This is a genomic window from Novosphingobium sp. JCM 18896, assembly GCF_025938095.1.
GTDB lineage: Bacteria > Pseudomonadota > Alphaproteobacteria > Sphingomonadales > Sphingomonadaceae > Novosphingobium.
The window spans coordinates 1-22289 of the sequence record NZ_JAPCZF010000008.1 but is presented as its reverse complement, the minus strand read 5'-3'; the positions used below and the strand labels follow the sequence as shown (position 1 = coordinate 22289).

20 protein-coding genes are annotated in these 22289 nt (G+C 67.2%); 10 read left to right on the top strand and 10 right to left on the bottom strand.

Annotated elements, in window-relative coordinates:
* The first annotated feature begins 14 nt into the window (after positions 1–14).
* The 4 genes from OLX23_RS21785 to OLX23_RS21770 all read left to right on the top strand — a co-directional run bounded on the left by OLX23_RS21785 (position 15) and on the right by OLX23_RS21770 (position 4531).
* On the top strand, positions 15–974 hold the full coding sequence (locus tag OLX23_RS21785; protein WP_264447310.1) for a LysR family transcriptional regulator: 960 nt from the start codon (positions 15–17) through the stop codon (positions 972–974).
* 82 nt (positions 975–1056) lie between these two features.
* Entirely contained in the window at positions 1057–1596 is a 540-nt protein-coding gene (locus tag OLX23_RS21780) for a nuclear transport factor 2 family protein (protein ID WP_264447309.1), read from the top strand.
* A 68-nt stretch (positions 1597–1664) separates the two neighbouring features.
* Positions 1665–2777, top strand: a complete 1113-nt coding sequence (gene ald / locus OLX23_RS21775; RefSeq protein WP_264447307.1) for an alanine dehydrogenase — start codon at positions 1665–1667, stop codon at positions 2775–2777.
* A 56-nt stretch (positions 2778–2833) separates the two neighbouring features.
* A complete protein-coding gene (locus OLX23_RS21770; RefSeq protein ID WP_264447306.1) occupies positions 2834–4531 on the top strand; it encodes a diguanylate cyclase in 1698 nt (565 codons plus the stop codon).
* Here the strand turns inward: OLX23_RS21770 and OLX23_RS21765 are convergent, their stop codons facing one another.
* The gene (locus tag OLX23_RS21765; RefSeq protein ID WP_264447305.1) at positions 4532–4930 is read right to left on the bottom strand and encodes an acyl-CoA thioesterase; all 399 of its coding nucleotides are present in this window, start codon (positions 4928–4930) and stop codon (positions 4532–4534) included. It abuts the gene before it with no gap.
* Positions 4927–6996 carry a S9 family peptidase gene (locus OLX23_RS21760; RefSeq protein WP_264447304.1) on the bottom strand — a complete coding sequence of 690 codons (2070 nt, stop codon included), beginning with the start codon at positions 6994–6996 and terminating at the stop codon, positions 4927–4929. The genes OLX23_RS21765 and OLX23_RS21760 overlap by 4 nt, the downstream gene beginning before the upstream one ends.
* Positions 6997–7053: 57 nt before the next feature.
* Between OLX23_RS21760 and OLX23_RS21755 the strand changes: the two genes are divergently transcribed.
* Positions 7054–8868 carry an aminopeptidase P family protein gene (locus tag OLX23_RS21755; RefSeq protein ID WP_264447474.1) on the top strand — a complete coding sequence of 605 codons (1815 nt, stop codon included), beginning with the start codon at positions 7054–7056 and terminating at the stop codon, positions 8866–8868.
* Between the two features lie 9 nt (positions 8869–8877).
* The gene (locus OLX23_RS21750) at positions 8878–9246 is read left to right on the top strand and encodes a VOC family protein (RefSeq protein WP_264447303.1); all 369 of its coding nucleotides are present in this window, start codon (positions 8878–8880) and stop codon (positions 9244–9246) included.
* A gap of 6 nt (positions 9247–9252) precedes the next feature.
* Here OLX23_RS21750 and OLX23_RS21745 read toward each other — a convergent pair whose 3' ends face one another.
* The 4 genes from OLX23_RS21745 to OLX23_RS21730 all read right to left on the bottom strand — a co-directional run bounded on the left by OLX23_RS21745 (position 9253) and on the right by OLX23_RS21730 (position 14531).
* A complete protein-coding gene (locus tag OLX23_RS21745) occupies positions 9253–10641 on the bottom strand; it encodes a hypothetical protein (RefSeq protein WP_264447302.1) in 1389 nt (462 codons plus the stop codon).
* A gap of 92 nt (positions 10642–10733) precedes the next feature.
* On the bottom strand, positions 10734–12002 hold the full coding sequence (locus OLX23_RS21740; RefSeq protein ID WP_264447301.1) for an MFS transporter: 1269 nt from the start codon (positions 12000–12002) through the stop codon (positions 10734–10736).
* Between the two features lie 64 nt (positions 12003–12066).
* Positions 12067–12801 carry a sterol desaturase family protein gene (locus OLX23_RS21735; RefSeq protein ID WP_264447300.1) on the bottom strand — a complete coding sequence of 245 codons (735 nt, stop codon included), beginning with the start codon at positions 12799–12801 and terminating at the stop codon, positions 12067–12069.
* A 131-nt stretch (positions 12802–12932) separates the two neighbouring features.
* On the bottom strand, positions 12933–14531 hold the full coding sequence (locus tag OLX23_RS21730) for a DEAD/DEAH box helicase (RefSeq protein ID WP_264447299.1): 1599 nt from the start codon (positions 14529–14531) through the stop codon (positions 12933–12935).
* A gap of 288 nt (positions 14532–14819) precedes the next feature.
* Here OLX23_RS21730 and OLX23_RS21725 point away from each other — a divergent pair, with 288 nt between their 5' ends.
* A complete protein-coding gene (locus OLX23_RS21725) occupies positions 14820–15005 on the top strand; it encodes a DUF1289 domain-containing protein (RefSeq protein WP_264447298.1) in 186 nt (61 codons plus the stop codon).
* Here the strand turns inward: OLX23_RS21725 and OLX23_RS21720 are convergent.
* Positions 14999–15469 carry a pyridoxamine 5'-phosphate oxidase family protein gene (locus OLX23_RS21720; protein WP_264447296.1) on the bottom strand — a complete coding sequence of 157 codons (471 nt, stop codon included), beginning with the start codon at positions 15467–15469 and terminating at the stop codon, positions 14999–15001. The two genes, OLX23_RS21725 and OLX23_RS21720, sit on opposite strands and share 7 nt — an antisense overlap.
* Before the next feature lie 93 nt (positions 15470–15562).
* Between OLX23_RS21720 and OLX23_RS21715 the strand changes: the two genes are divergently transcribed.
* Positions 15563–16555, top strand: a complete 993-nt coding sequence (locus OLX23_RS21715) for a YihY/virulence factor BrkB family protein (protein WP_264447473.1) — start codon at positions 15563–15565, stop codon at positions 16553–16555.
* On the opposite strand, the gene OLX23_RS21710 is transcribed toward OLX23_RS21715, so the two are convergent.
* The 3 genes from OLX23_RS21710 to OLX23_RS21700 form a co-directional block, all read right to left on the bottom strand.
* Positions 16542–17519, bottom strand: coding sequence for a hypothetical protein (locus OLX23_RS21710; protein ID WP_264447295.1), 978 nt, complete (start codon positions 17517–17519; stop codon positions 16542–16544). The two genes, OLX23_RS21715 and OLX23_RS21710, sit on opposite strands and share 14 nt — an antisense overlap.
* Positions 17520–17588: 69 nt before the next feature.
* Complete coding sequence (locus tag OLX23_RS21705) at positions 17589–18140, bottom strand: MmcB family DNA repair protein (protein ID WP_264447294.1); 552 nt, start codon at positions 18138–18140, stop codon at positions 17589–17591.
* Between the two features lie 44 nt (positions 18141–18184).
* Positions 18185–18577 (bottom strand): hypothetical protein, encoded by a 393-nt coding sequence (locus tag OLX23_RS21700; RefSeq protein WP_264447293.1) that lies wholly within the window; start codon positions 18575–18577, stop codon positions 18185–18187.
* Between the two features lie 120 nt (positions 18578–18697).
* Between OLX23_RS21700 and OLX23_RS21695 the strand changes: the two genes are divergently transcribed.
* Positions 18698–19984 carry an MFS transporter gene (locus OLX23_RS21695; RefSeq protein WP_264447292.1) on the top strand — a complete coding sequence of 429 codons (1287 nt, stop codon included), beginning with the start codon at positions 18698–18700 and terminating at the stop codon, positions 19982–19984.
* Positions 19985–21162: 1178 nt separating this feature from the next.
* Complete coding sequence (locus OLX23_RS25855) at positions 21163–21660, top strand: HNH endonuclease signature motif containing protein (RefSeq protein ID WP_413629925.1); 498 nt, start codon at positions 21163–21165, stop codon at positions 21658–21660.
* Positions 21661–22289 lie beyond the last annotated feature (629 nt).

Below are 22289 nucleotides of genomic sequence, written 5' to 3'. Positions count from 1 at the left end.
GATATGCCCCTGGCATGGAACTGCGCCGACTCCGCTATTTCCTCCAGACCGCGCGCGAAGGCTCGCTCGGCCGCGCCTCGCGCAGTCTCGGCGTCGCCCAACCCGCGCTCGGGCGGCAGATCCAGCTGCTCGAAAGCGAGCTCGGGGTGAAGCTGTTCCGCCGCGTGCCCAAGGGCATGCAGCTGACCGAGGAAGGCGAATACCTGCGCGAGGCGCTCGACCATCCGCTCGCGCAGCTCGACCTCGCGCTCAAGAACGTCCGCTCGTTCGGTGCGCGCGTCGACGTGGCCTTCACCATGGGCCTGCCGCCCGGCGTCATGCAGGTGCTGGGCCCGCGGCTGTTCCTGCGGCTGTCGCGCGAACTGCCCAACCTCAAGCTGCGCTTCGTCGAGAGCGATTCGGCCAGCCTCGCCGCCGACCTGCTGCGCGGCCTCGTGGATATTGCCGTGCTGACCGGCGTCACCCCCGACAATCGCGTGTTCCGCAGCGAGGTGCTGCGCGAGCCGCTATGGCTGGTCGGCGCGCCCGGATCGGCGCTGGCGGGACGCGACAGCCTGCCCTTCACCGAGCTCGAGCATTTCCCGCTGATCCTGCCGAGCGCGCCCGACAGCCTGCCGACGCTGCTCGAAAAGCTCGCCGCGCGCAGCGAGGCCCGCTTCGTCGTCACCAGCGAGGTCGATTCGGTCGATCTCGCCAAGCAGGTGGTCGCGGCCGGCGCCGGCTACACGGTGCTGCCGCCGCTGCTCTGCCGCGACGAGCTGGCGAGCGGCGAACTCGTTGCCGTGCCGGTGACCGATCCCGCGCTGGACCGCACCGTGCTCTATGCGGTCCAACCGCTCTGGCGCGTACCGCGCAGCACCTACAACGAGGTCGAGCACGTGATCTTCGAAGAATGGACCGACGCGGTGACCAGCGGCGCCTGGCCGGCCGAATGGCGGTTCGATCGACGCCTGCTCTCGACCTATGCCGGATGAGCATCGCACGCCGGCGCGATTGGCCTTGGCGGCATCGCCGGAGCCGTGGCTAACTCTCCGAAACAAATGAGGGAGAGAGGCCATGGATGCCGAAGCCGCCGCGATCGCGCGCGAGATGAAAGACCGCCACGAGATCTACGACTGCGTCATGCGCTATTGCCGCGGCATTGACCGGCTCGATCGCGACATGCTGCTGTCGGCCTATCATCCCGATGCGATCGACGATCACGGCAGCACCTTCGTCGGCCCGGTCGCGGACTTCGCCGACGTCGTGCTGAAGATGCACGAGACGCACCAGGAATTCACCCAGCACCACATCACCAACCATCGCTGCGAGCTCGACGGCGACGTCGCGCACACCGAAAGCTACTACCTGTTCCGCTGCCTCAACCGCGCACCGCCCTGGTACAACATTTCGAGCGGCCGCTATCTCGACCGCTTCGAGCGCCGCGAGGGCCGCTGGGCGATCGCCGAACGCGTCTGCGTGGTCGAAGTGCGCGACGAGATCTGGGGCCCCGAGGGCAACGCCGGCAACAGCGCCTATGTCCCCGCGACGCGCGATCGCGGCGATCCCTCGTACCGGCGCCCACTGACGATCGACCGCGCGCGCTTCACGGCTTAAACCGCCGCGATTGAACCCGGACGCGGCTCTGCCCATGTAAGGGAAGGGAGCGGCTGAAAGGAATTCGCATGCGCGTAGGCACCGTTCGCGAGATCAAGGACCACGAATACCGCGTCGGGCTGACGCCGGAATCGGCGCGCGAGCTCACCGGCCACGGGCACGAGGTCTGGGTCGAGAGCGGTGCGGGCCTGGGCATCGGCGCTTCGGACCGCGACTACGAGGCCGCGGGCGCGACGATCTCCCCCGATGCGAAGACGATCTTTGCCGGGTGCGAAATGGTGGTGAAGGTCAAGGAGCCGCAGCCCGGCGAGCGCGCGCAATTACGCGAAGGCCAGGTGCTGTTCACCTATCTCCACCTCGCGCCCGATCCCGAACAGGCCGCGGATCTGGTGCGCTCGGGCGTGACCGCGATCGCTTACGAGACCGTGACCGGACCGAACAATGCCCTGCCGCTGCTCAAGCCGATGAGCCAGGTGGCCGGGCGCATGTCGGTCCAGGCCGGCGCCACGGCGCTGCAGAAGGAGCATGCCGGGCGCGGCGTGCTGCTCGGCGGCGTACCCGGCGTGCTGCCCGGCAAGGTCGCGGTGATCGGCGGCGGTGTGGTCGGGTTCAACGCCGCGCAGGTCGCGGTGGGCATGGGCGCCGACGTCACGATCCTCGATCGCGATCCCGAAGCGCTCGAACGGCTTGGTATCCATTTCGAGGCGCGCGCCAAGACGCGCTTCTCGAACAAGGCCAATCTCGCCGCCTCGGTCGCCGAGGCGGACCTGGTGATCGGCGCGGTGCTGGTGCCCGGCGCCGCCGCGCCCAAGCTGGTCACGCGCGACATGCTCGGCACGATGAAGCCCGGTGCCGTGCTGGTCGACGTCGCGATCGACCAGGGTGGCTGCTTCGAGACCAGTCATCCGACCACGCACAGCAACCCGACTTTCGTGGTCGACGGGATCGTCCACTATTGCGTCGCCAACATGCCGGGCGCCGTCGCCCGAACGAGCACCTATGCGCTCAACAACGTCACCTTGCCGCATGTCCTGCAAATCGCCGAGCGCGGCTGGCAGGGCGCGCTCCGCGCCAATCCGCATCTCGCCGCGGGGCTCAACGTCCACGCCGGGCATGTCACCTACGAGGCCGTCGCGCGCGAACTCGGATATGACTTCAAACCGCTCGCCGAAGTTTTTTAGTCCAAAGTCGTATACAGTTAACCCGTTCTTGAGCAGCGTGCGGGTACCCCTCCGAAATGGATTGGGGGCCTATACGTCTGTTTCTGCTGTGGATCGTCGCGGCCCTGGGCCTCGCGGCGGCACAGCCGGCATGGGCCGACGGATCGCCAGCAGGCTCCACCTGCCACGCCAACGGCAATGCGACCGAAACCTATACGGCGATCGCCCAGGATCCCGCGCGCTGGAACTGCACGACCGCGGGCTGGTCGGTCGCATCGGCCAGGAACTTCGTCCGCTTCGACCTTAGCGAAAGCAGCGAAACGCCCACGGCGTTCACCACCCGCCTGACGCGGTTCACCACGATGCGCCTGACCGTGATCGGGCGCGACGGCACCACGGCCAGCCGGCAGCTCACCGAGCGCGAGGTGACGCCGTCCACCGACGACTGGATGCTGTCGGCCGACCTGCCACGGATCGCCGGGCCGATCGCCACGGTCGTCGTCGAGATCGAGGGGGCACGCCACACCGGCATGCTCTCCTTCGCCAAGCTGACCGGTGCTTCGGATGGCGTTTCGCTGTCGCACGAACTGCTGATCGCCGGGCTCTGCGGGATGCTGTGCATGCCGCTGCTGTTCAACTTCGCCTTCTTCCGCGTGCTGCGCGAACGTTTCCTGCTGTGGCACGTGCTCGCCACCGCCTGCATGCTGATCCACACCCTGGTGACCTCGGGGCTGATCAACCGTTTCCTGACGCTCGACATCGTCCAGCTCAGCCTCGCCTCGGCCTTCTCGGTCGCGGGCGGGATCGCCGCGGCCTCGGCCTTCTCGGCGGACCTCATCGAACCAGGCAAGCTCGACCCGATCCAGCGCCGGCTGCTGCGCTGCGTCGGCCTGTGGATGCTGCCCGTGACCCTGGTCTACCTCTTCGTCAGCGGCGACCTGCGCCCCTATGTCGCGCCGTTCTATCTGGCCTCGCTGTTGCCGCCGATGGGCCTGTTCGTCTGGGTCATGCTGGTCGCCTGGCGCCGCGGCAGCCGCGCGGTCTATTACCAGGCCGCCGCCTGGCTGCCGGTCATGGTGACCGCGGCGGTGCGCATCGGCTCGGCCCTCGGCCTGACCGACGGACCGATCGAGATGCTCGTCGCGCAACACTATGCGCTGGGTCTCGAAGTGGTCATCACCTCGCTCGGCGTGTTCGATCGCCTGCTCTCGATCCGCCGCGAGCGCGACCTCGCCGTGGCCGAAATCCGCATCATCGAAGAACAGTCCGAGCGCGATCCGCTGACCGGCCTGCTCAACCGCCGCGGCCTCGAAACCCGTTTCGAAACGCTGCGCGCCGAGGGCTATCGCGCGATGGCGGTGATCGACCTCGACAAGTTCAAGTCGGTCAACGACACCTACGGCCACGTCACCGGCGACGCCGTGCTCTGCGCCGCGGCCGAAGCGCTCGAACCCGACGTCGACACGCGCGCGATCCGTCTCGGCGGCGAGGAATTCCTGTTGCTGCTGCGCGGCGTCGACGTGGTGAACCGGGCAGAGCGCCGCCGCCAGGCGATCGCCACGCGCATCGCCGCGCAGATTCCGGGGCTCGACCGCATGGTCACCGCCTCGATGGGACTGGTCGAAATGCCCGACGACGACGCGATGCGCGCCGAATTCAACGTGCTCTACGGCCATTGCGACCGCCTACTCTACGAAGCCAAGGACGCCGGCCGCAACCGCACGATGCGCGAGAAGATGCAGAGCTTCGGCGGTCTCAGGCCCCGCGCGGCCTGATCACTCCGGCATGAAGGGTGCTGCGACCTCTGCCGGCACGCGCATCAGGCGCCCGCTCTTCAGATCGATCATGGCCCAGGTCGACCGCGCCGAAACGATCACCTTTCCGGCTTCGTTGCGGAAATCGATCCGCCGATCGAACTTCGCTCCGCTCGGCGGGTCGGGAATGAAGGTTTCCGCGACCACGCTTTCGCCCTGCTTGATGTTGCCGCGATAGTCGATCTCGTGCCGGGTCACGACCCAGGCATAGGACGCCAGGTGCTCGGGCGCGGCATCGGCCTCCCAGTGCGCCGTCGCGAGCGCCTCCATCCACTGCACCCAGACCGCATTGTTGACGTGGCCCATCACGTCGATGTGCTCGGGCGCGGCGGTGAAGGTCAGGCTGTGGCGGTTGCTCAAGCTTCCACCCCGAGCTGCCAGAGGATGAAGGCGAACTCCTCGGCGGTCTCGCGCAGCGACTCGAAGCGGCCCGACTTGCCACCGTGGCCCGCGCCCATGTTGGTCTTGAGCAACAGCTCGTTGCCGTCGGTCTTGAGCTCGCGCAGCTTGGCGACCCATTTCGCCGGCTCCCAATAGGTCACGCGCGGATCGTTGAGCCCGGCTGTGACGAGCAGCGGCGGATAGGCCTGGGCCGTGACCTGATCGTAGGGGCTGTAGGATCGGATCAGGTCGAAGGCGGCCTTGTCCTCGATCGGATTGCCCCATTCGGGCCATTCGCCTGGCGTCAGCGGCAGGCTCTCGTCGAGCATGGTCGCCAGCACGTCGACGAAGGGCACATGCGCCGCGACCGCGCCGAACAGCTCGGGCGCCTGGTTGATCACCGCGCCCATCAGCTCGCCGCCCGCCGAGCCGCCGGCGATGGCGATCTTGCCGGCCTGGGTATGGCCGCGTGCGATCAGGTCGCGGGCGACGTCGACGAAATCGTTGAAGGTATTCGTCCGGCGTTCGAGCTTGCCCGCCTTGTACCAGGCCCGGCCGAGATCGTCGCCGCCGCGGATATGCGCGATGGCATAGGCGAAGCCGCGATCGACCAGGCTCAGCCGCGCGGTCGAGAAGCCCGGATCGATCGAGATGCCATAGGCGCCATAGCCGTAGAGATAGAGCGGCCCGCCTTCCGGCCGGTCGCGGCGCATGACCACGCTGACCGGGATCGCCGTGCCGTCGCGCGCGGTGATCTCGAGCCGCTCAGTGCGGTAGAGCGACGCGTCGTAGCCCGAGGGGATTTCCTGGACCTTGAGCGTTTCGAGGCTCTTGTCGGCGAGGTGGTAGTCGTAGACCGTCGCCGGACTGACCATCGACTCGTAGGACAGCCGCAGGCGGTCGACCGCCCATTCGGGATTGTCGGCGAGTCCCGCCGAATAGCTGGCCTCGGGGAACTTGATCGGCTGAACATAGGCGGGATCGTCGTAATGCCGCAGCTCGATCTGATCGAGCCCGGCACGGCGGCCCTCGATCACGTAGAAATCGGCGAAGAGGTCAAACCCGGTCAGGTAGAACTCGTCCGAACCCGCGATCACCGTGGTCCATTCGCCGGGTGCGGCCAGCGGTGCCGTCGCCAGGCGGAAGTTCTCGTGGGTGTCGTTGGCATGGACGTAGAGCACGCCGTCGCGCTCATCGACATCGTATTCGACGCCCTTCTCGCGCGGCTTGACCAGGATCGGGCCAGACAGCGGATCGGCGGCGGGGATCAACCGGACCTCGCTGGTCTCGTGGTCCGAGGCCGAGACGATCAGCCACTTCTCGTTGGCCGAGAGCGACGAGCCGACGCGGAAACCCTCGTCATCCTCATGGTAGAGCTCGACGTCGCTGGCGAGCGGCTGGCCCAGCCAGTGCAGCCTTGCGTTGTCGGTGCGCCAGTTCTCGTTGGCCAGCGAATAGACGAGGCCCTTGTCCTGCGCGACCCAGACCAGCGCCGACAAGGTGCCCGGAATCTCGTCGGGCAGCAGTTCGCCCGTCGTCAGATCCTTGATCCGCGCGGTGAAGCGCTCCGAACCGTTGTCGTCGATCGCATAGGCGAGCAGCTTGCCGTCGGCGCTGACCGACAGCGCGCCGAGGCGGAAGTATTCCTTGCCCTCGGCCAGCGCGACCTCGTCGAGGATCAGTTCGTCGGCCCCGCCTGAAACGGGCTTGCGCCACCACTTCTTGTATTCGGCGCCGTCCTCGAACTCGATCCAGTAGAGCCAGTCGCCGTCCTTCTGCGGCACCGACTTGTCGGCTTCCTTGATGCGACCACGCATTTCCTTGAACAGCGTGTCGACCAGGGGCTTGTGCGGTTCCATCCGCGCCTCGAACCAGGCGTTCTCGGCCTCGAGGTGCGCGAGCACCTCCTTGTCGGTCACCGTCGGGTAGCCGGGATCGCGCAACCAGGCGTAGTCGTCGGTGACGGTCAGGCCGTGATGGGTGAAGCTGTGCGGCTTTTTCGCGGCGACGGGCGGGGCGGACGGTGTCTGGGTGGAATTGGCCATCGCCTGCATCTATGTTTGCACGATGACGCTATCAAGCCGGACCTCTTCCCCATGCTGATGAATACCCACGAACAGCGCCTCGACGCGCTGCGCCGCGAGCTCAAGGAACGGGGCCTCGACGGCTTCGTCGTGCCGATCTCGGACGAGCACATGAGCGAATATGTCGGCCTCTATGCCCAGCGGCTCGCCTGGCTGACCGGTTTCGGCGGCTCAGCGGGCACCGCCGTGGTGCTAGCGGACCCGTCGCTGGCGCCGGCCGCGGCGATGTTCGTCGACGGGCGCTATACTCTGCAGGTCCGCGACCAGGTCGACGGGCGGTTCTACGCCTACGAGAACGTGCCTTCGACCAGCGTCGCCAAGTGGCTCGGCGAACATGCCCCCGCGGGCGCCAGGATCGCCTACGATCCCTGGCTGCACGGCAAGGGCTGGGTCACCGCCGCGCGCAAGGCGCTGGCCGAGAAGGGCGGCGAGTTGGTCGCGGTCGAGAGCAATCCGATCGACGCGATCTGGCAGGACCGCCCTGCCCCCTCGGCCGCGCCGGCGCTGGTCCATGCCGACCGCTTCGCCGGCGAGGCGAGCGAGGCCAAGCGCGCCGCCGTCTCCGAATGGCTGGCCGATCAGAAGCTCGACGCCGCGGTGATCTCGGCGCTCGATTCGATCGCCTGGCTGCTCAACCTGCGCGGCACCGACGTCGAGCGGACGCCGGTGGCGCTGTCCTACGTCGTGGTCCATGCCGACGGCACGGCCGACCTGTTCATCGCCGACGAGAAGGTCACTCCCGAACTGCGCGCGCACCTGGGCAATGCCGTGCGCATCGCCCCGCGCGACGGTTTCGTCGCGGCGCTGGGAGAGTTCTCGGGCAAGCGCGTCGCGGTCGATCCCGACAATGCGGTCCAGGCGATCTTCGGTGCGCTCGAAGCCGCCGGCGCCGAAATCGTCGAGCAGCGCGATCCCTGCATCCTGCCCAAGGCCTGCAAGAACCCGGTCGAGCAGGCCGGGCATCGCGCCGCCCAGGCGCGCGACGGTGCCGCCGAATCGCGCTTCCTCCACTGGCTGTCGGTCGAAGGCCCCAAGGGCGGGGTCGACGAAATTGCCGCGGCCGAGCGGCTGCACCAGTTCCGCCGCGACACCGGCGACCTGCGCGACCTGTCGTTCGACACGATCTCGGGCGCCGGGCCCAACGGCGCGATCGTGCACTACCGCGTGAGCGAGGAGACCAACCGCAAGCTCGAACCCGGCAGCGTCTTCCTGCTCGATTCGGGCGGCCAGTATCCCGACGGCACGACCGACATCACCCGCACCGTCTGGGTGGGTCCGGGAGAAGCGCCAGCCGAGGTCAAGGACCGCTTCACCCGCGTGCTCAAGGGCATGATCGCGCTGGCCACGGCGGTCTTCCCGAAGGGCACGCGCGGCAGCCAGCTCGACAGCCTGGCGCGCCAGTTCCTCTGGCAGGTCGGGCTCGACTACCAGCACGGCACCGGCCACGGCGTCGGCAGCTTCCTCTCGGTCCACGAAGGCCCGCAGCGCATCGCCAAGGGCGCGGGCGGCCAGGCCGGCACCGAGCAGGAACTGCTGCCCGGCATGATCCTCTCGGACGAGCCCGGCTACTACAAGACCGGCGAATACGGCATCCGCATCGAGAACCTGATCCTCGTCGAGGAGCGCACAATCGCCGGCGCCGAGGGAGAATTCCTCGGCTTCGAGACGCTGACCCTGGTGCCGATCGAGCGCGCCTTGGTCGACCGCAAACTCCTCACGGGCGATGAAGTGGCCTGGTGGAACGCCTATCACGCCCGCGTGCTTGAAGTCGTCGGGCCGCTGGTCGATGGTGAGGCCAAAGGCTGGCTACAGGAGCAGTGCCAGCCGCTCTAGGAGGGGTTCATGATCATCCACGTCTGCTTCGGCACGCGCGATCTCGAAAAGGCCGGCACGTTCTACGATGCCATCGCCGAAGCACTCGGCGCCGCGCGCAGCCATGCGACCGACACCGCGATCTACTGGTCTAAGCCGGGCACCGGCATCGGCTTCGCCGCGACCCTGCCCTACAACGGCGAGCCGGCGACCTGGGGCAATGGCGTGATGGCGACTCTCGGCGCGGAGAACGCGGCCATGGTCGATCGCGTCCACGCCGCCGCGCTGGCCAACGGCGGCACCGACGAGGGTGCCCCGGGACCGCGCGCCAACGGCATGTATTGCGCCTACTGGCGCGATCCCGACGGCAACAAGATGAACGCCGTCGCTCTGGGGTGAGCGGGTTTAGGCGACCAGCTTGTTCGCGGCGCGTTCGAGCAGCGACAGGTCGTCGCTCACTTCGCCGAGCAGGACGACCTCGCCGCTGTCGAGGCGGCGTGCGACGAGCAGGGTGAATTCGCTGCCCTGGGCCGAAACCTCGGCGAGCGGCTGGTGCGCGATATTGCGCAGCTTGCGCTGGAGCGCCTTGCGCGGCGCTTCACGCGGGGTGACGAGCTTGCCGGCTTCCTCGCGGCGCAGGCGGCGTTCGCCCGCGACCACGCCCTTGAGACCGCCCGGCGCTTCAGCCAGATGCGCGGCGAGCGTGCCGCGCGGCAGGTCGAGACGCTGCGCATAGCCGAGCGCCGAGGCATATTCGGCCAGGCGGGTCTTGTCGTAGTCGGCGCCGAAGACGAGCTTGACCACCGGCGTGAGCGGCGCACGCTGCTGCGCCTTGAGGCCGGCGTCCTCGAGCATGTCCTGAAGCTGGTCGGGCTCGGCCGCGGCGGCGAGCGCGAAATCGTAGGCACGACCGATCGCCGCATAGAGCGCCTGGTGCGAACGGTCCTCGCTGACGCGGGCGCGTTCGGCGAGTTCGCGCGCCGAGGCCAGCCAGTCGGCCAGCTCCATGTCGTCGGCATCGTCTGCGGGCAGCGGCGCATCTTCGGCCACCGCATAAGCTAGGCTGCCGAAACCGGGCTCGGGCCATTCGACCAGCGAATCTTCGGGCTCGAACGGCGTGACCAGATCGAGCACACCCGAATCGTCGGCCGGACCATCGGCCCAGGCGGTCAGCGGCGAGGCCGACAGCGCGATCTCGGGCACGGCCTCGAGCACCTGGTCGATCTCGAGCAGCAGTTCGTCGGTGGTCTTCTGGTCGGCGAGTTCCTTCCAGTTGATCGCGCCGTAGATGTGGTCGATCGCATCTTCGTTGTCGGCGAAAGGCAGCAGGATGCCGCGATAGAGAATCGTCGCGCCGCGCTGATTGACGAATTCGGCCTCGAATCCGATCGGCGCCTGGTTGGCGAGAATCTGCATGTAGTGATCGGTGATCCGCGACAGCAGCGAACGGCGCGGCACGTCGGCGAGATGCGTGATCGGACCTTCGGCATCGCATTCCTCGGCGAGCTTGGCGCCAAGGAAGCGGATGCCGGGATTTTCGATGCCGTCGGTGAAATCGAGCAGCACGCTGTTGGGGCCGAAATCGGGCAGATTGTCGAGATCGAGCTGCGAGACCGACGGAAACGTGCGATCGTCGAGCATCGACGCCCAGAAGTTGTAGGCGCGCACCTGCATGCGCCGCTCGTCCTGGCCGACCGCGGCCGGGGGCAGATCGCGACCGATGTCGTCGTCGTTCGAATCGTAAGGTTCGCCGTACGGCTGACCACCATCCAAACGACCGCGCAAAGTATCCATCTGGCCTTCCCTACTGCCCCAGTGGAGGCAGTAGTGGCGCAACATGGTAAATTACCGGTTAAGTCGCGCCGGCACTTTGTGCGATTTTGGTCTTAGCCGACACGCCCCTCGTGCGGCTGGGGCATGGGCGCGAACAGGCGCATCAGGACCAGCGTCACGAGCAGGAAGGCCGAGGCTGCGTGCAGGGCGAAAGGCAGGTCCTTGACGTCGGCCAGCGCGCCCCAGACCCAGGACCCCAGCGCCATACCGCCGAAGGTGATCGCCTGGTAGATCGACAGGCAGCGGCCGATGATCTCCTCGGGCGAGCGCATCTGCATGGCGACGTTGATCGTCGTCAGCGAGGCGACCCAGGCGGCCCCCGCGAGGAAGGTCGCGGGCAGCGCCTCGGTCAGCGAATGGGCCGAGCCGAGCACCGATTGCGCGGCGACGAAGGCCAGGGTCGCCAGGGTCAGCACGGACTCGGTGCCCCAGCGCTGGCGCGCCTTGCCGATGAACAGCGCGGCCAGGATCGAACCGATGCCGAACAGGCCGAGCATGAGGCCGAAGTCGATCTCGCTGCCGTGGAGCCGGTCGCGCACCACGGCGGGCACCAGCGCCTGATAGCCGGCGACGCCGAAGCCGATGATCATGCCGCGCAGCAGGATGCGGCGGATCGGCTTGGAATGGGCGCAGAAGCGCAGGCCGATGGCGATCGCGGGCAGCATCGGCTTGCGCTCGGGCACGGCGCCCTCGGGGCGCCAGCGCAGAAGCACCTGGATCATCACCATCACGCAGATCGCATTGACCAGGAAGGCGGCCGAGCTGTTCCACAGCGAGATCAGCAGGCCACCGAGCGCCGGACCGACGCTGCGCGCGAGATTGAAGGCGATGGTGTTGAGCGAGATCGCCTGCGGCAGGTCGCGCGTGCCCACCTGCTGGCGCACCGATGCCTGCCAGGCCGGCGAGTTGAGCGCCGTACCCGTGCCGACCGCCAGGGTCAGCGCCAGCAGCAGCGCCGGCGTCATCAGTTCGGCCCAGGTCAGCAGCGCGAGCAGCACGGCGGCGACGAACATGCCGACCTGCGCGATCAGCATGATGCGGCGACGCTCGAAATTGTCGGCGATGGCGCCGGCGAAGATGCCCAGCAGCATGATCGGGATCGTGGTCGAGACCTGGACCGTCGCGATCAGGATGTGCGACTTGGTCAGCGCGGTCATCAGCCAGGCGGCGCCGACCGACTGGATCGTCGAGCCCAGCGCCGAAGACAGGTTGGCGAACCAGATCATGCGGAACGACTGCGACTTGAACGGCGCCAGCGCTCCGCCGGGCTGCATCAGCCGGTCGCGCAGAGTCGTCGGAATGGGCGGTTCGATATCGGCCACCCTTCGCGGTTAGGCGGCCCCCCCCCCAGCCGCAACCCCTCGCGACATGTCCAGGGTAGCAAATTCAGTCCGTTGCCAGGCCTTTGTCGGTGCCGCACCAATGGTCCCAGTGCCGGAAGTAGAGGCCGTAGTTGCAGCGATACTCGTCGTGGTGGCGCTGGTGGTGGGTGGCGGTGATCAGCCAGTGGCCGAGGCGCGAATGGACCAGCCAGCGCGGAAACATCTCCCAGCCCATGTGATTGGTCACGCCCATCACCGTCATGGTCAGCAGCACCAGACCGAGCACGCCGACGTGGATCGGCACGACGAAGACCAGTGCGGGGATCACCACGGCGCCGGTCAGCGCCTCGATCGGGTGGAAGCTCATCGCCGCCCAGGCCGTCGGCGGACGGCTCGCGTGGTGGACGGCATGCGCCAGCCGGAACGGGCCGGGCCGGTGCATCCAGCGATGGGTCCAGTAGAACCAGGCATCGTGGAGCAGCAGGTAGAGGAGGAAGGAAGCGGGCAGCCACCACAGCGGCAAGGCTTGCGGATCGGTGTAGATGCGCGTCCAGCCATGCGCCTGCCAGCCCCAGGCGACCACGCCCGCGGGCAGGCCGTAGATCGCCGCCGAGGCCAGCGACCAGGCCACCTCGCGTCGCATCTGCGGGCCGAGCCCGGCATAGATCCCGGGCCGCACGCGCTGGGAAATCCAGGCGAACAGGCCGCTCGTCGCCAGATAGCGCAGACCGACGATCGCCGTCATGGCGATCGCGGAAAGCAGCGCGGCGGCGAGAGGTTCATACATCGTGCCGGCCATACGCGATTCGATCCTCCCCTGTAAGGGGAGGTGGCAGCGCGAAGCGGTGACGGAGGGGTGTAACCGCTTGCCGGGACACCCCTCCACCGCCTGCGGCGGTCCCCCTCCCCTTCCAGGGGAGGATCTGGAAGTTAGCCGGCGTTGACGCGGCCGCGATGGGCACCGCCACCGCCGCCACGACGGCGGAAGTTGCGCTGGCCGCCCTCGCCCTCGGGACGCGGCGGGCGACGATCGCCCTCGGCGCGCTGCGGGCGACGGTCACCATCGGTCCGCGCCGGACGGCGATCGCCGTCGGGGCGCGGCTGACGGTTGTCGACCGAACCGCGGCCTTCGTTGCCCAGCGGGTTGAACACCGGGCCGCGCTCGCGCGGGGCCTGGCGGTCGTTGCGCGCATGCTGGTCGCGAGACTGGCCGTCACGGCCCTGGCCGCCGCGGCTCTGGTTGTTGTTGCGGCTGCGATCTTGGCCCTGACGACCACGCGCCTGCGGGCCACCGCGACCGCGCGCGTCGCGCTCCTCGCGGCGGGCGTCCTGCGCCTGCTCGGCCGGCTTGCGCGAGGGTGCGGGCAGCTTGGCGGCTTCGGCGAGGAAGCTCTCGGGCAGCGGCGTCGGGGTCAGCTTGACCTTGGTCAGCCGCTCGATGTCACGCAGGTAGGGCTTCTCGTCGGGCGCGCAGAAGCTGACCGAGACGCCATCGGCGCCGGCGCGCGCGGTGCGGCCGATGCGGTGGACGTACTGTTCGGGCACGTTGGGCAGCTCGAAGTTGAAGACGTGGCTGACGCCGGTGACGTCGATGCCGCGCGCAGCGATGTCGGTCGCCACCAGCACCGGGCAGTCACCCTTGCGGAAGGCGCCCAGCGCGGCGGTGCGCTGGCCCTGGCTCTTGTTGCCGTGGATCGCCGCGGCGGTCACGCCGGCAGCGTGCAGGTGCCGCACGACGCGATCGGCGCCGTGCTTGGTGCGGGTGAAGACGAGCGCACGGTCGATCTCGCCCGAGGCCAAGCCCTTCTTCAGCGAGATCGTCAGCAGCGCCTGCTTCTCGGACTGGTTGATGTGGACGATGTACTGTTCGACGCGCTCGGCCGTGGTCGACTGCGGCGCCACTTCGACGCGCACCGGATTGTTGATGAACTGCTTGCCGAGATCGGCGATCGACTGCGGCATCGTCGCCGAGAAGAACAGGCTCTGGCGATCCTTGGGCAGCAGGTTGGCAACGCGCTTGAGCGGCACGATGAAGCCGAGGTCCATCATCTGGTCGGCCTCGTCGAGCACGAAGATCTCGACGTTGCGCAGGGTCAGCGCGCGCTGGTCGATCAGGTCGAGCAGGCGGCCGGGGGTGGCGACGAGCACGTCGGTACCCCCGACGAGCGCGCGCGACTGCTTGCCGATCGGCACGCCGCCGAACACGCACTGGACCGAGATGTCGAGATACTTGGCATAGCCGCGCATGTTGTCGGCGATCTGCGCCGCCAGCTCACGCGTCGGCGACAGCACGAGCATGCGGCACGAGGCGTTCTTGCGGGGCTGCGGGTTCTGCGCGAGACGGTGCAGCGAGGGCAGCGAGAAGGCTGCGGTCTTGCCCGTGCCGGTCTGCGCGATGCCGAGGATGTCGCGGCCTTCGAGCAGCGCCGGAATCGACTGGCGCTGGATCGGCGTGGGATCGGAATAGCCCTTGGTGCCAAGCGCGCGGAGAATGGGCTCGGCCAGACCAAGTTCGGTGAAATAGGACATGAAAATCTTTCAAATTGCGCGTGCGCGCCGGGCTATGGCCGCGGCGCGAAGCAAGGGTTCGTTCACTTGCGACCCTGCGTGACGAAGGAAGCGTCTAGCAATACGTACAACCGCTAAGCCGGGCGGTCCTGCGGGGAGACGCGGACCTCACGCTGCGCCGGATTGCGGCGAGAAAGGGCTCGCGCGCCGGTTGCTGACGGGCCAGTTAGTGTGCATTGCGGCAAAAAGCAAGAAAATTACGCGGAGTAGTTAACGGCTGGCGAGCCTGGAAGTGCTAGGCTGCCGGCGATGTACGCGCACCAGCCCCGCTCGCCCTGTACCGGCGTCTGTCGCATCGCTCCCACGACCGGCTGGTGCGAAGGCTGCCTGCGCACGCTCGACGAGATCGCCGACTGGGCCATGCTCCCGGTGCGCGAGAAGCAGGCGCTGCTGCGCGCACTCGAAGACCGGCGACGCTCGATCGGGGCTCAGTAGAAGCCGTCGAGCTTGCCGTGATCCCAGCTCACGGTGCGGAAGGGCGTGCAGCGCAAGACCACGCGCTTGGTCAGCGAGGCGCGGACCTGCGCGCTCATCTCGGTGCTGAGGCTGTCCGACATCGCGGTATCGGCGCGGACCTCGCGCATGAACGTGGCGATGGCATCGGGATCGGTGATCAGCTCGACCTCGCAATGGAGCACGACCGCCTTGAGCTCGGCATAGGCCTCGCCGCTCTCGACCAGCAGGGTCGCGCGCGGATCGCGTTCGAGGTTCTTGACCTTCTGGCTCTTGCGGAAGCTGGTGATCAGCACCCGCCCCTCGGCGTCGAGCCCGTAGTTCATCGGCAGCGGATGCGGCATGCCGTCGGGGCCGATGGTGACGAGCACGATCCGGCGCTGCCCGGACAGGTAGCTGCGCACCTCTTCGGGCGTCATGCGGATGATTTCGCGGCGTGACGGCATGGCTCTCCTCCGCCTTCACCAGCAACACGTACGGAACCCTGGCGCAAGCCTCCCGTTGTCTGACGACAGACAGGAGCGAGCGACTTGACCAGCATGCCGAGCACGGGCCGCGATGCCACTTCACCCTGGCAGATGCCGCTGGCCGCCTGGAAGCAGGTGCTCGTGCGCACGTGGAAGGAAGCCGATGCCGACAACGTCGGGCTGATCGCCGCGGGCGTATCGTTCTACGGCTTCCTGGCGCTGGTGCCGCTGCTCGGCGCGATCGTCCTGACCTATGGCCTGCTCGCCGATCCGCAGACCGTGCTCGAGGACATGACCGCGATGATGACGGTGATCCCCGCCGACGTCGCCAAGCTGGTTGCCACGCAACTGCTCGAAGTCGTCCACACTTCCGAAGGCAAGAAGGGACTGGGCGTGGTCATCGCGCTCGCGGTCGCGCTCTACGGCGCGCGCAACGGCGCCAGCGCGATCGTCACCGCGCTCAACATCGCCTACGAGGAGCAGGAGAAGCGCGGCTTCATCAAGGTCAACCTGCTGGCCCTGGCGATCACCGTCTGCGCGGTGATCGGCGCGGTCGTGGCGATGATGTCGATCGCGGTCTTCGCCTATGTCGAGGCCTTCATCCCGGCCTCGCTGGCGGTGGTGCTCTCGAAGATCGCCGCGCACCTGTTCCTGGCCATGCTGGCCGCGGCCGTGGCGGCGACGCTTTATCGCTTCGGTCCCTCGCGCCGCCGCGCACGCTGGCGCTGGCTGAGCCCGGGCTCGGTCCTGTTCGCCCTGGCCTTCGTCCTGCTGACCCTGGGCTTCGGGCTCTATGTCGGCAAGTTCGGCAACTACAACGCGACCTACGGCTCGCTTGCCGCCGTGGTGATTCTGCTGACCTATCTCTACCTGTCGAGCTACATCCTGATCTTCGGCGCCGAGCTCAATTCGGAGCTCGAGCACCAGACCGCGCGCGACACCACGCGCGGCCCCGAGCGGCCGCTGGGCGAGCGCGGCGCCTGGGTCGCCGACCACGTCGCCAAGGGCACAGATAGCGGCATCGGCAATCCCGCCGCGGAACGTGCGCCGGCTAGCGAGCGCTGACCCGCGCGGAGAAGAAGTCGAGAATCGGCTGGTTATAGGCATCCTGCCACAGATGGTTGAGCAGGCTGCGCCGCCCGCCGCGCAGCAGGAAATCGGCTTCCCCCGGATAGCCGTGCCGGCGCAGCAGCCGCTCCACCTTCTCCCCGCACGAGGCATCGTTCACCCCGTCGTTCTCGTGACGGAACAGCCGGAAGCGCGGCTTGCTGGCAGCGCCGCCATCGTCCCAGCGCGCTTCCGCGGGATAGTCTTCCGCCTGGCACGATCGCGGTTCGACGATCTGCTTGCCGGTCTCGTTGTCGAAGCCGGTGCCATGCACCTTGGTGCGGGCGGTCAGCCCCGGTTCGCAGACCCGATGCCAGCCATAGGGATCGCCGCTCGATACCGGTGCGAAGGCGGTGACGAGTCCATTGAAATGGGTGGCCGCCCGCACGGTCATGTAGCCGCCGGACGAGAGGCCGGTGACGAAGATCGCCGGGGCCGAGCCGGGGGGACGCAGCCGCGGGATCGCACCGCGCAGGACGTGTCCGATCAACGGCAGATCGAGATTGGCGCGCGGACGGACCTCGTCGTCCCAGATCTTGCCGCAGACCCGTCCCTGCGCGTCGGTGACGCGGTCGGTGGAATCGATCAGGAATACCGCGAAACCTTGGGCCACGGCCAGGTCGCCGAACCGGACCTGCGGCGCGACCACGCGCGCATTGGCGACGCAGAACTGGAAATGCCGGCCGCCGCCGCCGTGCAGGACCAGGATCGCGCCCTTGCGCCAGGCCCCCGGCGGCCCCTGCCACAGCACTTCGCGCGCGGTATCGCCGATCCGGACGACCTCGCGCCGCCACCCCCGATCGAGACATTGCTGCACCTGCGGCTCGATCGCCGCAGCGCTGGGACCAGCACCGCTGCCCGAGCTGCCCGACAGGGCAACCAGCAAGATCAGGCAGAACATGCGGGTCCAAAGCGTCGGCATCGCCATCCCTCCCGCCGGTCGCGGCAGCGGCAGACTAGCAGATCGGCATGAACGCCGGATGGGGAAACGCTAGCCCTCGAAACCCCACTGCCCCGTGTACGGGTCGGCACCGGTGACGAGCCGCCGCAGCGAGGTGCGCGCCAGGCGTTCGGTCTCGACCTTGCGTCGCGCGGCGGCCAGCGGGACCAATGCCGCGGGGCGCAGGATTTCCGCGTCATAGCCGTCGGCGACGATCACGCCGCAGCGTTCGGGCAGGAACGAAGGCGTGTCGAGCGGCGCGCGATCGAGCTCGGGCGGCAGGCCCCAGTAGAAGCGGTCGCAATAGTCGAGATAGTCGGGCCACTTGCCGTCGCCGAGCAGGTCGGCGCGGCTGACCTTGATCTCGACGATGGTGATGCGGCCCTTGGCGTCGATCCCCATCAGGTCGGCCCGGCGACCGCAACGCAGCGGCATTTCCGCGAGGCACCAGGTCTCGTTGCGCGCGAACAGCCGGCAGATCCCACGCGCCACGGCCAGGGCACGGCGTTCCTCCCCCAATCGATTGCCCTCGCTGCCAGCCGAGTTGGCCTCGGCGGCAATGCGATCGAACGAGGAGGCGAGCGGAGAATCGGATTCGGCCATGCCCCTTCATAGGAACATAACACGAACCTGAAAAGAGGGTGGGCTCAGTCTAGCGGCAGGGCGAGCGTCAGCAGCGCGTCGCGCGCGGCGGTGAATTCGAGCCACAGCGCATGGGCCGGCGCGGCCGCATCGCCGCGCGCGGCCTGGACCGCGATCAGCGCCGAGAGGCCGGGCTCCATGATCGCAGCGAGGTCCTCGATGCCCTGAACCGCAAGCTCGCGGCGCCAGTGCGGCGCCTGGCCGATCGCCACGGCGAAGCCCGTGAGCGCCGCGGTCGGCGTCTCGGGCGCCACCCCGGCGAGCGCCGCGACGACCGCCGCCGCATCGTGCAGCGCGATCCATTTCTGTGCGGCGACATCGGAAAGCGCGCCAAGCTGACCGAACAGCGGCGCACCGAGCGGCGTGGCCGAATGGAAGTTGATCGGAGTCGCGTCCATGACCGTTCGACCTAGGCATTCTTGCTTGCCAAATCGCTAAAACCGCGGCTCGCGCACTTGCGCGCCGCGACAAAGCGCGGTCAATTGGCGCGAGAAAACGAGATATTCGGAGAGAGTGTGATGGCGATCGACGGCGCGCGGCCGGGCTTCGGCGAGCTGCGGCAGAACTGGCGGATCCTGCCGCCCTGCATGATCGGCATCATGCTCTGCTCGACCCACGGCTATTCGCTGGGGGTGATGATCCCCGTGCTCGAGCGCGAGATGGGCTGGGCGCGTGCGCAGACCTCGCTGGGGCTGATGATCATCTCGACGATCGCGCTGGTGGCGGCGCCGCTGGTCGGCCTCGCGATCGACAAGGTCGGGCCGCGCCGCATCGCGCTGGCGGGCATCCTCGTCTTCGCCTTCGGCCTCGCCATGCTCTCACAGGCGACCAGCATCGAATCCTGGTGGCTGCTGTGGATCCTGCTCGGCGCGGGCAACATGCTGATCCTGCCGACGGTCTGGACCAAGGCGATCAACGGCTATTTCGACCGCAATCGCGGCATCGCGCTCGCCATCGCGCTCTGCGGCACCGGCATTGCCGCGGCCTTCGTGCCGACGCTGACCAACGGACTGGTCGAGCACTACGGCTGGCGCCAGGCCTATGTCGGCCTCGGGGTGATCGGTGCCGCGCTCACCTTCCCCGTCACCTGGCTACTGTTCCGCATGCCGGCCGAGGGCGGCAAGGCCGGCGCGCCGGTCGAAACCCCGCGCCAGGTCCAGGGTGTCTCGGCGCGCGAGGGTTTCACCCAGCCGCGCTTCCTCAAGCTTGCCGGCGCCACCCTGCTGTTCTCGGTGACGATCTGCGCGCTGACCACCAACCTCGTGCCCGTGCTGATCGCGCGCGACCTCACCCCCGCGGGCGCCGCGGGCATCGCCGGCCTGCTCGGCCTCGGCTCGATCACCGGGCGCATCGTCGGCGGCTTCCTGCTCGACCGGTTCGACGCGGCCAAGGTCGCGGCGGCGAGCACGGCCATGCCCGTGGTGACGGTGCTGCTGCTGCTGGCCTTCCCGGGCCCCGCCGTCGCCGCCGTGGCCTGCCTGATCCTCGGCCTCGCGGTCGGCACCGAGGTCGACTGCTGCGCCTATCTCGCCGCGCGGCATTTCGGCCTGAAGAGCTTCGGCGCGCTGTTCGGCACGATGAACGGCCTGATGCTGTTCGGCAACGGCATCGCCCCGGTCCTGGCCAACCACATCTACGACGTGACCAAGAGCTACGACATCGTGCTCTGGGCGCAGATCCCCGCCTGTCTCGGCACGATGCTGCTGTTCCTGCTGCTGGGCCCCTACCCCGATCTCGACGCCGACGAAGCACCGCAGGAGGATGCGCCGCAGAACCCGGCTTTGGCCGATCCCGCGACGGCCTGATCGGAAGCGACGACATTGCGCTTGGCAATCGCGCCCACGCTCTGCTAGTCGCACGCGGCCCGCACCCGTAGCTCAGCTGGATAGAGCGCTGCCCTCCGAAGGCGAGCAGGCACCAAACTCAGCAGAACCTTCAGTCCTGAAAACCAGTGTTTCCAAAGCCTTGATCGGCTCAGCCATCTTGGTAGCGCGAGACACTTAGACTGGCAATCCCCGAGCCTTGTGACTGAATTGTGATTGGCGCAGTCCCTTAGCGACCTTCCGCGTCTGCGGGTCCTGCGTTTGATTGAAAAGAAACCCCCGCGTCCCCGGTCGGTTCCAGCGCCAAAGCGATGCTGAAGGGCACGAAATCCACAATAATGCACCGAATGTAGAGCATTATCCGCAAGTGGATTTTCTGGCTTCTTAGCAACTCATTGAAACTAAAGACTTGTGTCGGTTTCGAAATAAATCCCTCTTATAAGGGGGGAAGTCGCAGCAACGCCGCTTCAGTGCCGTGACTTGGCTCCCTCACCCCGAAGCCTAACCGAAACGCCCTTTTGGGAGGGGTAAACATCGTGCCCCACCCTGCATAACTCGTTGAAAATCGAGAAGACTCAACGGATCTAATATCCGATTGCCGAACTAACAGTTTGAAAATACGAGAAAAATATCTCAATTTTTGCCAAAATCGCTTGCGCAAGCTTCTGACTTCGATATGAAGATGTTTATCAAGAGCCACCCGCCCGCAAGGGTTGTAAGTTCGGTGGGGCGTGTGGATCGCGCCCGAGGTTAGCTTCCTGCGCAGCTACGGAATGTGTTCCTCCGTTTAGAACCCGCAAGGGTATGGGCACCGGATCGCTGCTTTCGAGCTACAGCGTGGGCCTCCGTGACCTCGGGCAATCAACATCATCGGAACTGGCTTAGGCTTCGGGTCTAGGCTCGGCTGTCTGCGCCAGTTTCATCAATCCATACGGGTTTTCCCGCGCCTGCTCTGTGTCGAACACAGGCCGGGGCAGGAGGCCCACAACGTAGAATATTACAATGACCACTACTCAACCGCCCTCAGGCGCTCACACCAACGAGCCTATAGGAACCATAAGTCAGCCAAGACCTGTCAGGGACAGTGACCTCGGGATGCTTGGTCCTGTTGAAGCTGCCCGCGCCGCTGCGATCAGGGCGGAACTGGCGAGGATCAAGCGATGATCGTTGTCGCTCGCTCGCCTCACAGTCTGTGGCGAAAGCAGCTTGCATTCGAGCGTGTCCCTAACCCCAAGATGGGGACAGGCTGTATTGAGATCGTTAGCCACTTCCGCGGCCCCACCGGATACGTCCAACTCAACGTCCCGGCATCGGGCGGGTCTCGCCACATACCAGCGCATAGGCTCAGCTACATGTCCAAACACGGAGAAGACTCGATCCCTCTCGGATGGGAGGTTCACCACCTCTGCGGGAACAGGGCCTGTGTGCGGCGTAGCCATCTGGAAGCCCTTCATCCTACCGTCCACAAGAGCATGACCACCGCCGAGCGCGGGCAGGAGCGAAGGGACGAAGCTCGACGATACTGGCTGATGACCGGATGCTCCGGCGCGGCCTTAGGTCGAAAGTTCGGCGTGACGACCAAGTGCGGCCGTGAGTGGGTACGCAAATGGATTGCGGAAGCTCCGAGCGAAATCCAAGCTATGCCCCTAGCCGCATAGCCCACACGCCCCTGAGCTAGATTTCAGACTCCCTGAGCGCCTTCACACGCCCTCAAGCTACCCACGTAGCGGAAGGCACCTCAACGCGCTCAGGGAGTCTTGAAGCACCCTCCAGGTCCTCGCTCCCCCAGCCACGCACACGCCCACACCTTCAATCCCCAATCTTGAAATCAATCAGAATGACCAACCTCAATATTGCAAACACCCCCGCCATCCCTCTCGGCCTAGAAACGGCATCAGGGGAAATCATTGGCCGCGATCCTCGCCAGATGGACACAGCGGACCTTCACGCCCTCGGCCACATCTCTAATTCCGTATTAGGTGCCGTGAGGTCCAAGTGCATCGACTGTTGCGGAGGCGACAGGACCGAAGCCCGCAAGTGCGTCGCTACCGGATGCACCCTCTGGCCCTTCCGCATGGGCATCAATCCCCTCGCGCGACGGACGATGACAGAGGAACAGCAGGAGGCCGCTCGCCTCCGTATGGCCTCCGCACGAGCAGCAAGGTGTGTTTCGGCGTGCAAGTGGTGCCCACCTGACTCGGTGATCGGCGCCTAATCGGGGACCACCCCCGGGTCATCTATGGTCGTCAGCTTTTTTGGTTGGCGACGAGGCGGAGGATGACGACGG

Bases quoted from the DNA above. Each gene is read 5' to 3' on its own strand.
- OLX23_RS21715 (WP_264447473.1), top strand. From the start codon at position 15,563: ATGCCGAGCACGGGCCGCGATGCCACTTCACCCTGGCAGATGCCGCTG.
- OLX23_RS21725 (WP_264447298.1), top strand. From the start codon at position 14,820: ATGTACGCGCACCAGCCCCGCTCGCCCTGTACCGGCGTCTGTCGCATC.
- OLX23_RS21735 (WP_264447300.1), bottom strand. From the start codon at position 12,801: ATGGCCGGCACGATGTATGAACCTCTCGCCGCCGCGCTGCTTTCCGCG.
- OLX23_RS21705 (WP_264447294.1), bottom strand. From the start codon at position 18,140: ATGGCCGAATCCGATTCTCCGCTCGCCTCCTCGTTCGATCGCATTGCC.
- OLX23_RS21760 (WP_264447304.1), bottom strand. From the start codon at position 6,996: ATGGCCAATTCCACCCAGACACCGTCCGCCCCGCCCGTCGCCGCGAAA.
- OLX23_RS21755 (WP_264447474.1), top strand. From the start codon at position 7,054: ATGAATACCCACGAACAGCGCCTCGACGCGCTGCGCCGCGAGCTCAAG.
- OLX23_RS21770 (WP_264447306.1), top strand. From the start codon at position 2,834: ATGGATTGGGGGCCTATACGTCTGTTTCTGCTGTGGATCGTCGCGGCC.
- OLX23_RS21730 (WP_264447299.1), bottom strand. From the start codon at position 14,531: ATGTCCTATTTCACCGAACTTGGTCTGGCCGAGCCCATTCTCCGCGCG.
- OLX23_RS25855 (WP_413629925.1), top strand. From the start codon at position 21,163: ATGATCGTTGTCGCTCGCTCGCCTCACAGTCTGTGGCGAAAGCAGCTT.
- OLX23_RS21785 (WP_264447310.1), top strand. From the start codon at position 15: ATGGAACTGCGCCGACTCCGCTATTTCCTCCAGACCGCGCGCGAAGGC.
- OLX23_RS21750 (WP_264447303.1), top strand. From the start codon at position 8,878: ATGATCATCCACGTCTGCTTCGGCACGCGCGATCTCGAAAAGGCCGGC.
- OLX23_RS21780 (WP_264447309.1), top strand. From the start codon at position 1,057: ATGGATGCCGAAGCCGCCGCGATCGCGCGCGAGATGAAAGACCGCCAC.
- OLX23_RS21700 (WP_264447293.1), bottom strand. From the start codon at position 18,577: ATGGACGCGACTCCGATCAACTTCCATTCGGCCACGCCGCTCGGTGCG.
- OLX23_RS21695 (WP_264447292.1), top strand. From the start codon at position 18,698: ATGGCGATCGACGGCGCGCGGCCGGGCTTCGGCGAGCTGCGGCAGAAC.
- OLX23_RS21745 (WP_264447302.1), bottom strand. From the start codon at position 10,641: ATGGATACTTTGCGCGGTCGTTTGGATGGTGGTCAGCCGTACGGCGAA.
- OLX23_RS21720 (WP_264447296.1), bottom strand. From the start codon at position 15,469: ATGCCGTCACGCCGCGAAATCATCCGCATGACGCCCGAAGAGGTGCGC.
- OLX23_RS21710 (WP_264447295.1), bottom strand. From the start codon at position 17,519: ATGCCGACGCTTTGGACCCGCATGTTCTGCCTGATCTTGCTGGTTGCC.
- ald (WP_264447307.1), top strand. From the start codon at position 1,665: ATGCGCGTAGGCACCGTTCGCGAGATCAAGGACCACGAATACCGCGTC.